This is a genomic window from Marinoscillum sp. (assembly GCF_040222955.1).
In the GTDB taxonomy this organism is placed as follows: domain Bacteria; phylum Bacteroidota; class Bacteroidia; order Cytophagales; family Cyclobacteriaceae; genus Marinoscillum.
Map to the genome: position 1 here is coordinate 161,374 of NZ_JAVKCA010000021.1, position 11,823 is coordinate 173,196.

General features: G+C 47.1%; 8 protein-coding genes. 4 read left to right on the forward strand and 4 right to left on the reverse strand.

All coding sequences use genetic code 11. The annotated features are described in order from the left end of the window. Nucleotides 1-63 precede the first annotated feature (63 nt). Nucleotides 64-1,155, reverse strand: a complete 1,092-nt coding sequence (locus RIH33_RS18415) for a TolB family protein (RefSeq protein WP_406652767.1) — start codon at nucleotides 1,153-1,155, stop codon at nucleotides 64-66. A gap of 46 nt (nucleotides 1,156-1,201) precedes the next feature. On the opposite strand from RIH33_RS18415, the gene RIH33_RS18420 reads away from it, so the two are divergent. The 4 genes from RIH33_RS18420 to trxA all read left to right on the forward strand — a co-directional run bounded on the left by RIH33_RS18420 (nucleotide 1,202) and on the right by trxA (nucleotide 7,977). Next, complete coding sequence (locus tag RIH33_RS18420; RefSeq protein ID WP_406652769.1) at nucleotides 1,202-2,431, forward strand: M20/M25/M40 family metallo-hydrolase; 1,230 nt, start codon at nucleotides 1,202-1,204, stop codon at nucleotides 2,429-2,431. Next, complete coding sequence (locus RIH33_RS18425; protein ID WP_406652771.1) at nucleotides 2,432-3,124, forward strand: hypothetical protein; 693 nt, start codon at nucleotides 2,432-2,434, stop codon at nucleotides 3,122-3,124. 184 nt (nucleotides 3,125-3,308) lie between these two features. After that, nucleotides 3,309-7,538, forward strand: a complete 4,230-nt coding sequence (gene dnaE, locus RIH33_RS18430; protein ID WP_406652772.1) for a DNA polymerase III subunit alpha — start codon at nucleotides 3,309-3,311, stop codon at nucleotides 7,536-7,538. A 115-nt stretch (nucleotides 7,539-7,653) separates the two neighbouring features. Further along, a complete protein-coding gene (gene trxA, locus RIH33_RS18435) occupies nucleotides 7,654-7,977 on the forward strand; it encodes a thioredoxin (RefSeq protein WP_159581329.1) in 324 nt (107 codons plus the stop codon). A gap of 64 nt (nucleotides 7,978-8,041) precedes the next feature. Here the strand turns inward: trxA and RIH33_RS18440 are convergent, their stop codons facing one another. The 3 genes from RIH33_RS18440 to RIH33_RS18450 form a co-directional block, all read right to left on the reverse strand. Continuing rightward, nucleotides 8,042-8,797, reverse strand: coding sequence for a hypothetical protein (locus RIH33_RS18440; RefSeq protein WP_406652773.1), 756 nt, complete (start codon nucleotides 8,795-8,797; stop codon nucleotides 8,042-8,044). Between the two features lie 78 nt (nucleotides 8,798-8,875). Further along, the gene (locus RIH33_RS18445; RefSeq protein WP_406652774.1) at nucleotides 8,876-9,964 is read right to left on the reverse strand and encodes an AI-2E family transporter; all 1,089 of its coding nucleotides are present in this window, start codon (nucleotides 9,962-9,964) and stop codon (nucleotides 8,876-8,878) included. Beyond that, nucleotides 9,961-11,601, reverse strand: coding sequence for an amidase (locus RIH33_RS18450; protein WP_406652776.1), 1,641 nt, complete (start codon nucleotides 11,599-11,601; stop codon nucleotides 9,961-9,963). Before RIH33_RS18450 ends, RIH33_RS18445 begins: the two co-directional genes overlap by 4 nt. Between the last annotated feature and the right edge of the window lie 222 nt (nucleotides 11,602-11,823).

Here is an 11,823-nt window from a genome sequence, read left to right on the forward strand (position 1 = left end):
ATGCGTTTATTTAGCTCATTGGGATTTTTTTATGCCATCTATTATCAAGCTGACAAGGCTGGTTTAATCCACCCACTCAGCCATAAAAAGGTTGGTGTCTCTGTTCCCGCCATTGAATCGATTAGAAGCCCACACGAGGTACTTACCATCCGGACTAAACATGGCGAATGAGTCAAAAACTGAATCAAAGGTTACACGCTCCAGGCCTGTACCATCCAGATTAATCATGTACAAGTTGAATGGAAATCCGCGTTCTGCTTCGTGGTTAGATGAAAAAATCACCTTCTCGCCAGAGGGGTGAAAAAATGGTGCCCAGTTGGCATTGCCCAGGCTGGTAATTTGCCTAAGGTCACTTCCATCCGTATTGCATACAAACAGCTCCATTTCAGTAGGCTGTACCAGCCCTTCCGCCAAAAGCGCTTTATACGTCGCCATTTCTTCTTCGGTCTTTGGTCTGGAGGCCCTGAAAATCAACTTTTCTCCATCAGGCGAGAAAAACGCACCCCCATCATAGCCCAGCTCATCCGTGATCTGAATTACATTACCCCCATCCATATCCATCGTATAGAGTTCCAAATCTCCCGAACGCATGGAGGTGAACACCATTCTATCACCTTTTGGTGATACCGTGGCCTCAGCGTCGTAACCAGCTGTCTGAGTAAGCTGATTCAGAATATTCCCATTGAGATCTGCCGTGAAAATATCATAGTCAGCATAAATTGGCCACACATATTTGCCTCTGGCAGACCTGACCGGACTTTCCGGGCAAAGGGAATCTCCCAAATGGGTGGAGCCATACACAATAGAGCTGTCTCCGGGAAGAAAATAAGCACAGGTTGTCCTCCCGAGTCCTGTACTCAGCATCGGAGGCTGATACCCAGGCCTTGCATCGGCAATATCCAGCCTGAAGATCTGATCGCAGGCTACATCCCATTCATCAAAATCAGATTGAAAGATCAATTGATCTCCGCCAAAAGACCAGTACGCTTCGGCATTATTGCCACCCCACGTGAGCTGTCTCACATTTTTAAGGTGAACCTCTTGTGCATATCTCAAAGTATCCGCATAATCTTCCCCATCAGAAGAAGCCTCTTTTGGGGTGGTTTGACAGGAGGCTACGAAAACAATTCCAAGTATGTAAAATAAGTGTTTCATCAGGTTTATCTTAGTCCACGCGAAACTAACACATATCTTGATGATCATGCGGGCACCTCTTTTCATTTTCATTCCTCTCATACTCTACAGCTGTACTCAGCCATCCCCCGACTACCTCAGTCAGGCCCAACGAGATATATCCATCCTGGCGAGTGATTCTCTGGAGGGTCGTGAGGTAGGCACCAAAGGAGAAACACTGGCTGCAGCCTACATTTCAAGAAGATTTGGAGCATTGGGCCTAAGCCCGGCAGGAACAGAGGGGTGGTATCAACCTTTTTTTGTGAAAGAATCTCAAAACCCACACGAAAAAGCAGTGTTCTCTGCTGAAGATTCCCTCGCAGGAACCTCAGGTAAAAATGTCCTCGCTTTGATGGACAATCCCGGAGAGGAAGTGGTCGTGGTAGGTGCTCATTTTGATCATCTGGGTTATGGCGGTTTCTCATCCCTCCACAGGGGAGACTCTGCCGTCCACAATGGTGCCGATGACAATGCCAGCGGCATCACTGCCATGTTTTTGATCGCCGAAATGCTGCAACAAAAGAAACTACAAAGAGATGTCCTTTTCATTGCTTTTTCGGGAGAGGAAAAAGGACTCTGGGGCTCCAATTTCTTTGTGAAAAATCCTACGGTTGATTTAAAGAAGGTTGATTTTATGATCAATATGGATATGGTGGGCAGACTAGATTCTGCAAAAGGAATGGCCATACATGGTACTGGTACCGCTCCTGAGTGGTCACAGGTCATCGACACCACCAATACGGTCAACTTGAAAGTAATCAAAAAGGAATCTGGCGTAGGCCCCTCAGACCATACTTCCTTTTATCTCCAGGATATCCCCGTGCTTCATTTCTTCACCGGTCAGCATGCGGACTATCATAAACCTACCGATGATGCTGAACTCATCAATTATGAAGGGATCGTGCGCATTGCTAACCACATTACCAACATCATTACTCATCTCGATACCCAGCCAAAGCTCTCTTTTCAGAAAACCAAAGACGAATCCAGACAGGGCCCCCGCTTCACGGTGTCACTAGGCGTGGTGCCTGATTATCTTTATGATGGAAAAGGCATGCGCATTGACGGCATCAGTGAGGATAAACCAGCTCAAAAGGCCGGATTAGAAAAGGGCGATGTGGTGATCCAGCTGGGAGATAGTACTGTCACTGATATGATGAGCTATATGCGCGCATTGTCTTCCTTCAAAGCCGGAGACACCACCGAGGTGACTGTGGATAGAAATGGCGAGAAGCAGGTGTATGATATTCAGTTTTAAATGAAAAAACTCATTCCCTTACTCCTGCTCTGCGCTTGCCAGACCTCCGAACCCGCACAGATGATTCTGGACCGTCACCGGGAAACTGTGGGTAACACCTCCGAGATCAGGTCGCTGTCCACTTTATCCAATTGTGTGGGCCCGGAAGGCAACTACACCACCTATACATCTTCTTCTTTCACAGATGACTATGTGCTTTTTCAGCAGGATTACGACTACAAACCAAACCCCTTCTATGCGCTGATTTTGGATAAAGAAGAGGGTTATGGACTCGATGAAAACTTAGTGGTGCAGGGACCACTTTCCAAACCCGTTATCGCTGTTTTGAAAGCCCATGAGTTTCATGAGGTCATGCTTCAACCGGAGCGCCGATACTTCAGAATGCGTCTATTGGAAGACACTACTTTCTTTGATCAAAAGTGCCATCAACTCATTGCAAGTGACCATTTGGGACTTCCTGTTCGGCTGTATTTTGATAAAAAATCACGGCTGATGGCGGGGATCTCACAGGTCAATCCCTATAAAAAGGGAGAAATTATTCAGGTGCATTTCGAAAAGTGGAACAAGAAAAATACCCCGGTGATCTTCGAGCAACTTACCATCCTTCAGGGATCCGAAACCTACTCTTTTGAGTATGAATATGTAGATTTCTCAACTGAGGAAATCGAAAAAATAACCTTCGAAAAACCCTGAGTCTGATCCCTGTATCATGACCCTTCCTGGCACCTCCAACTGGGTGGGATGAATACGCTCCTGAAAAACTATAAACATATCCACAAGTTTTCCACAGCTAAGAAATACCCGAGGTACATGACCCAATTGGCCGTGGGATTTTCTTATTTTGTTTTTTGTTGCAATAAGCAAACCACCACACTTCATGTACTTAATTTTTGATACGGAAACCACCGGTCTTCCCAGAAACAAAACGGCACCCCTTACCGACTTTGACAACTGGCCCAGACTGGTACAACTAGCCTGGCAGCTACACGACGCAGAGGGAAAATTAGTTTCTCAAGGTAACCACGTGGTAAAACCCGAAGGTTTTACCATTCCCTTCAATGCTCAAAAAGTACACGGCATCTCCACTGAGCGCGCACTTGAAGTGGGCGAAGACCTTGGGGATGTGCTGGACAAATTCTCCGCAGACGTCAAGCGTGCTAAAGTGCTGGTGGGACACAACATTGAATTTGACAATAAAATCATTGGCGCAGAATACCTCCGGACGGATCAGGAGAACCTTCTGGAGGACTACCCGAACATTGATACCTCCACAGACACGGTGGAGTTTTGTCAGCTTCAGGGTGGTATCGGTGGCAGGCTCAAGCAGCCAAAGCTTATAGAGCTTTACACCAAACTTTTTGGGAAGCCTTTCGATGATGCACACGATGCGGCTTACGATGTGGATGCCACAGCCAGGGCATTTTTTGAATGTCTCAGAAGAAAAATCATCAAAACATTTGATGATACTGATCCTTCCAAAATTACCTATGAAGCTCCAGACCTGGAGGCAGCCAATTTTTCCTGGGCGCGTGAAAAACGTACCGGACGGGCCAGCAATGAGGAAGTAGCTGTAGAAGACATCAAAGGCCCCTTCTGTCACCTTCATGTTCACTCTCAGTTTTCTGTGCTTCAGGCCACCCCCAACGTGGAGTCCATTGTGGCTAAAGCCAAAGCTTTTGACATGCCAGCAGTAGCCATTACTGATCTTGGGAACATGTTCGGGGCTTTCAAATTTGTGAGATCGGCACTCAACGCAGGCATTAAACCCATTGTGGGTTGTGAGTTTTTTGTGGCCGAAGAGCGATTAAAGCTTCAATTCACCAAAGACAATCCGGACCGACGGTTTCAGCAGGTTCTGATGGCCAAAAACAAAAAAGGTTACGAGAACCTGGTGAAGTTGAGTTCCTATGCCTACATAGAAGGGCTTTATGGACTCTATCCAAGAATAGACAAGGAACTGATCAAAAAGTATCGTGAGGGGGTAATCGCCACAAGTGGCGGGCTCTACGGAGAAATCCCACATCTGATCCTGAATGTAGGTGAGCACCAGGCAGAAGAAGCGTTGCAGTGGTGGCTGGACCTCTTTGGTGAGGATTTCTATCTGGAAATCAACCGCCACGGACTGGACGAGGAAAATCACCTCAATGATGTACTGATAGGTTTTGCCAGGAAGTACAACGTAAAGATGATCGCTGCCAACGAGCTCTTCTACCTGGACGAAGAGGACTCTAAAGCCCACGATGTACTTATTTGTATTAAAGAAAACGAAAAGCAGAGCACGCCCATTGGGCGTGGAAGAGGGTTTCGTCCCGGTCTGAAAAATTCAAAGTACTACTTCAAAGGTCAGGACGAAATGAAGGCGGCATTTACAGATCTGCCAGAGGCCATTGAAAACATCGCGGAGCTCATCGACAAGGTGGAGGAGTTCAAGCTGGAACGTGACGTGCTCCTGCCCGCCTTTGATATCCCTGAGGAATTTAAAAACCCTGAAGACGACCTTGATGGTGGCAAGCGTGGGGAAAATGCCTACCTGAGACATCTTACTTACATTGGCGCAAAAAAACGCTACAAGGAAATCACCGAGGAGATTAAGGAAAGGTTGGATTTTGAGCTGGCCACCATCGAAAACACCGGCTATCCCGGTTACTTTCTGATTGTTCAGGATTTCACCAGCAAAGCCCGTGAAATGGGAGTGGCAGTGGGTCCCGGCAGGGGTTCTGCCGCGGGATCTGCAGTGGCCTATTGCATCGGGATCACTAATGTAGACCCCATTGCTTACGATCTCCTGTTTGAGCGTTTCCTGAATCCTGACAGGGTATCACTTCCCGATATTGATATTGACTTTGACAATGAAGGACGGGAAAAAGTCATCGACTATGTGGTGAAAAAATATGGCTTCACCCAGGTGGCTCAGATCATTACTTATGGTACCATGGCCCCTAAGTCGGCCATCCGGGATGCCGGAAGGGTTATGGAACTTCCGTTGCCTGAAACAGACTCCATTGCCAAGCTGGTGCCTGAAAAACCAGGGGCCAAATTCTCCAAAATATGGGGCGAGGTGCCCGAGCTGGAGCGGATGCGCCGAGGCAAAGACCTCCCCTCTCAGGTACTGAACCAGGCGGTGATTCTGGAAGGATCACTTAGAAACACCGGTGTCCATGCCTGTGGTATTATCATCACTCCTGATGATATGACGAACTTTGTGCCACTCGCCAAGTCCAAGGACTCCAGCCTGCTGGTCACACAGTTTGACAACAGCGTGGTAGAATCTGCCGGAATGCTGAAAATGGACTTTTTGGGTCTGAAGACACTTTCTATCATTAAAACCGCAATAGAAAATGTGAAAAAACGACACGGCATTGTCATCGACATAGATGAAATTCCGCTGGACGACCCTAAAACCTACGAACTCTATCAGAAGGGCGAAACCAATGGAACCTTCCAGTTTGAGTCTCCGGGAATGCAGAAGCACCTCCGGGCACTCAAACCAGATAAACTGGAAGACCTCATCGCCATGAATGCCCTGTACCGACCAGGACCAATGGAGTACATTCCGGAGTTCATCGACCGTAAGCATGGTCGGTCCAAAATTCAGTATGACGTGCCGGACATGGAGGAATACCTGGCCGAAACCTACGGCATCACGGTCTATCAGGAGCAAGTGATGCTACTCTCGCAAAAACTGGCCGGCTTCACCAAAGGCGAGGCGGACGTTTTGCGTAAAGCGATGGGTAAGAAGCAAAAGCAGGTACTGGACAAAATGAAGCCTCAGTTCATCGGGCAAGCCAAAGAAAAAGGACACCCGGAAGACAAGTTGGAGAAGATCTGGAAAGACTGGGAAGCTTTTGCAGCCTACGCCTTCAACAAATCGCACAGTACGTGCTACTCGGTGGTAGCTTATCAAACCGGCTACCTGAAAGCCAACTATCCGGCCGAATACATGGCCTCAGTGCTCACGCATAACCAGAGCAACATTGAAAAAGTGAGCTTTTTCATGGAAGAATGCCGCAATCAGGGGATCAAAGTGTTGGGTCCACACGTGAATGAATCAGGTCTCAACTTTGAAGTAAACGCGGCTGGCGAGATCCGTTTTGGACTTGGAGCCATCAAAGGCACTGGTGAGTCTGCGGTACTGGCGATTATTGAAGAACGAGATGAAAATGGACCGTTCAACGATCTTTTTGATTTTGCTTCCCGGGTGAACCTCAGAGCGGTCAATAAAAAATCATTTGAAAGCCTGGCCAAAGCCGGTGGTTTTGACTGCTTCGATGAGTTTCACAGAAGACAGTATGTGGAGCCTGATGAAGAGGGTGCCAGCCTGATCGAAAAGGCCATCCGCTACGCCAACAAGCTTCAGCAGGAAGAAGATAGTGCGCAGGCCTCTCTGTTTGGTGGCGGCAGTGAGTCCAATGTGGTGATGAGGCCACGGATCGGAAAAATAGAGCCCTATGGTGAAATAGAAAAGCTCAACATAGAGCAGGAAATGGTGGGCCTCTACATCTCCGGACACCCACTGGATCAGTACAAGTTTGAGATGAAGTACTTCACCAACACCAAACTGAGTGACCTGGTGGACCTGGAAAAGCTCCAGGGCAAAGAGATCAAATTAGGTGGAATGATCACCGAAGTGGCACACCTTACCACCAAAAAAGGTAAGCCATATGGACGTTTCAAAATCACGGGATATTCGGACAGTCACGAGTTTTTTCTGTTCTCACCCAGCTACCTGGACTTCAAGGCCTATCTGGAGAAAGGCTGGTTCATCTACATGACGGGAATCGTACAAAACAGATGGAGCGGCACAGACCTGGAATTCAAAATCACCAGTATGGAGCCACTGAGTGATATCAGGGAGCGCATGGCTAAAGGCATAGAACTGCAAATGCGTTTATCCGATGTGAGCCCGGCGCTCATTGGAGAGCTGGAGCGCTACGGTCAAAAGTACCCGGGAAATAACGTATTCAAGCTCAATATCATGGGTGCTTTTGAGGAGCGGATGATCAATCTGGAGATGATGAGCCGGAAAATATCCGTGGACATCAATGACGATCTTATCAAGGAACTCGACCGACTGGAGGACATCAGTTACCGGGTGCTGACTAGCTGATCTTTTCCCTATTGTCAGAGAGACAACAAATGAATACTTAAATAAAAAGTGGATCAACAAAAAGCATATCTTTGCCGTTATCAACTTGAATTATAATTTATTAACTGATATAAAAATGGCACATCCATTAGAATTAACTGATCAAAATTTCGAAGAAATAATCAATACCGATAAACCCGTACTTGTGGATTTCTGGGCGGAATGGTGCGGACCCTGTAAAATGATCGCCCCTGTAGTGGAAGAGTTGGCTGCTGACTATGAAGGCAAAGCCGTGATTGGCAAAGTAGATGTAGACTCAAACCCTGAGATTTCTGCAAAATTTGGCATTCGCTCCATCCCTACCCTTTTGGTATTCAAAAACGGTGAGATTGTAGACAAACAAATCGGAGCAGTTCCGAAGACTGCATTGAGCGAAAAGTTGGATAAGCAACTGGCTTAATCCTACCTCGTTAGAAAGTATAAAAAAACCGGCCCAGGCCGGTTTTTTTGTGCCCTTTCCCCCTTTAAAAGTAGTAATTAAGGGTAAAAAGCTGGTCAAAGGATATTTTGTTGGCCCACCTCAGATTGAGTGCGCTGCTTCGTTGTTCCCCTTTTGATACTTCTCCATTTTCCTGATCCTCTTCCCTCCTTTTCCCCTGGCTGGCACTCATGACCACCTGAGCCAGATTGGTTTCAATAGTGAGCTGATCAAAGATGAAATAATACAAGCCCATCTTCATATCCATGTGAATGGCATTGGTACGGACCTCATGCTCCCAGCGGTCATAAGATTCCTCACTCAGGGTATCAAAGCTGTGATGGGAATTTCTCTCAAGCGTCCTCAAATAGCCCATACCCGGCTGCACATAAGCACCAAAATCACCATGAATCGGAAAATAATATTTCAGAAAAGTCCCAAAACCAAAACTCACGCTACGGTTATTAACTTCACCATTTCCGGATCTATATTGTATTTGCTGATCATGGTTTGCGGTTCGCAGTTCCATGTCAATACCTATCATGACATAATCCTTAAAAAAACGACCATAATAGGGTGAAACAGAGAAATGGTTGGTCTGGTTTGAAAATTCATTTCCCCAGTATGCACTATTCATCACCCAATCATCATCCATTTCTGTTTCTGTTTCTGATAGGGTGATGGATATACCCCCTCCCAAAATCCGATTCCCCATTTCAAGGGAGCTTTGAGAGTAAGTGAGGATGCATGAAAAAGTAAGAACAAAAGCAGCAACAGTCTTTTTGGCTTGTGAGGAGCTCATATGTCAGGTTTTTTTAGAGGTGAAAAACCAAACCCTGCAAAGAATATACCAGACCGTTACCCCTATTGCTAAAAAACGTTAATTCCCAAGTTGCGCTCCGGTTTTCTTTTCCATTAACCTCACCAAAAAACCTGCATCCGCCACATGCTCCAGCATTACTTTGATCAGGAATGTCAGCGGCACAGATAGTAACATACCCGCAGTACCCCACATAAAAGCCCAAAAGACCAGGCTGAATAAAATGGTTACTGTATTAATGGAGAGGGAGTCCCCGGTCATTTTGGGCTCTACAATACTACCCATGGTGAGTTGCACACCCTCCAGTGCCAAAAACAGAAAAACCACCTCCGAAACACTGCTGGCCGTCAGCCCCCCGATGATCAGAGGCGGCACTATGGCAATGAGCGAGCCTACATAGGGAATATAGTTCAGCACAAAGCCTAAAATGCCCCAGAGTAAGGCATACTGTATCCCAAACGCCCAGCTAATGAGCCCGATACCCAGTCCGGTCATCAGACTCACGATGGTTTTCACTTTGATGTAAATACTAATGGAATCCTTCACCCTGCGGAAGGTCTCTGACGCTGATGAATCCTCCCCTGCTCCATTTTTACCCATAATGTAGTTGATCACCTTTTCGTATTGTGCGATGGCTCCCAGCAAGCCGGCAAAATACAAAATCGTCATTAGGAGTTCTGTTGCAAATCCACTGAGGGTATTCAGAAAAGACCCAGAAAGTGATAACACCTGATCCGTAGGTACCACACGTGATATATACTCCTTCAGTTCATCTTCCTGGAGCTCGCTCCCCACAAGCGAGGTTACCCGATCGATCATAGGTTTAAGTTCGGCGGTGACTCCTGCAAGGATATCATCCCTGTTACTAATGAATGCACTCACCGCATTATAAAACAGAAATCCAATAAGTAAAAAAGCAATGACTGAAAATATGGTGGTCAGCACCACGCTTACATTCAAAGAGAACTTCCTCCTGAAAAGACTCACCAATGGCTGCTGCAGGATGGCAAAAAACAAAGCAAAAGCCAGCGGCACAAACAAATTACTCAGCATTTTGAGTAAATAAAGGATCACAATGGCCAAAAAAACCACTAAAATATTCTTGATCACACGCAGTGATCGGGCCATATCATCAGATTGTTCGTTCATGGAGTAAACATTTGTGGGTGTTCGTCTTCGAAAGGTGTAAGTGCCTGCAAATATCTGGCAAAAGAAAGGATAGTAGCCTCATCAAAGTGATTTCCTATCAAAGTAATTGTTCCAGGGGTTCCAGCCTTGTAAGATCCGTTGGGCAATACCACACATGGATGCCCCGTGAGGTTAGTCATCAGCAGCTGATCCCCACCAAAACTCGGAGCTATCAGCACATCGATATCGGCCATCATTTCATTGAACTGCTGCACAAGTAAATACCGCAGCCTATTCGCCTGTATGTACTCCACGGCAGGGATAAATCTGGCGGTTCTGAAGACGTTCGGCCAGGCATTGACAATCTGCCGGGTCAGTTCATCATCCTGATTGCTTCGGGTGAGCTCATCAAACGCCGCCGCAGCCTCTGCAGAAAGAATAAACCCAAGCGCACTAGTCGGAATCTCAGAAGGCAACTCCTTTTCGATCAATTTCACACCTTGATCCTGTAGCAATGCCAAAGCAATGCTGTCGTTGGATCTGTTGTACTCAGAAGATTCAAAAAGCCCCTTCAAATAGCCCACTCTCAGGTTTTTCAACTTGTACACATCATACTCATAATTGAAGGGATAGTCCTTCAATACTTCCAGGTCTTTGCCATCGGATCCTCTGATGGCCTCAAATACCAACGCCAGATCTGTTGCATCTCTGCACATTGGCCCCAACTTATCCATACTCCAGCTCAGGGCCATGGCTCCATATTTGCTCACCCGACCAAAGGTAGGCCGCAACCCCATGATCCCGCATCTGTTGGATGGAGATACGATAGACCCCCACGTTTCACTACCGATAGCAAAAGGCACCAAACCCGCCGCTACCGCTGAGGCCGGACCCGCTGACGAGCCACTACTGCCCTGCTCAAGGTTCCATGGGTTCTTGGTGACACCTCCATACCATACATCGCCCCAGGCGAGGGCACCCAATGTCAGCTTAGCCACCAGCACAGCGCCTGCGGCCTCCAATTTCTCCACTACCGTAGCGGTATAGTTGATTTCCTGGTCTTTGTAGGGCATCGCTCCCCATGTGGTTTTATAGCCTTTCACCGCCAGCAAATCCTTCACTCCATAGGGAATACCATGCAATGGGCCTCTATAAATACCAGCCGCTATTTCTTTATCCGCCCGGCTCGCTTGATCCAAGGCCAGTTGCTCCGTCAGCGTAACCACGCACTGCAGGGTATCTCCGAACCTCTTCAGTCTGTTCAGATACATCAGGGTCAGTTCCAGTGAAGTCACTTTTCGTGTTCGGAGGAGAACCGAGAGTTCGGCTACTGAGTAAAACGCCAACTCTTCCATTTTGGCTGGCATCTCTACCTGGCCGGGGAGTTGAAAATCCACCTCCAGTTGCTCAGAGGGAATATGGTCAGAATTTACCGGGGGTACAAACACCAGCGAGTATGGGAGTTCGTTGGGCAGAGATTGCGTACGGATTTTTCGGAAATCCGAAAGATTCTCCTCCAGCCCTCCGCGCAGGGAGTCCACTTCTTCCTGAGTAAAATCCAGTCCAAAAAGCTTCATGGTCTGAAAAACGGAGTCCTGCTGGCCGTGAACGACCAGTGCACTCAGGCAGATTACAGCTGTGAAAATGAGTTTTTTCATGATTGCGTCATTGAAGGATTTCAGGCAGACATCCTCCAAAATGGTGGGATAAGTGCCCTTTAATTAAGATCAGGAAGAAAGGTAAGACAGGAAATTGATTTTCTGCCAGACCGGGCCAGGAAAATGAGGAGTGGTAAAACAAAAAGGGCAAGCCTCTTGCGAAACTTACCCTTCCCATTTCATAGGCACCGTAGCCCCTATCAAATGCCAAACTACTGTTCG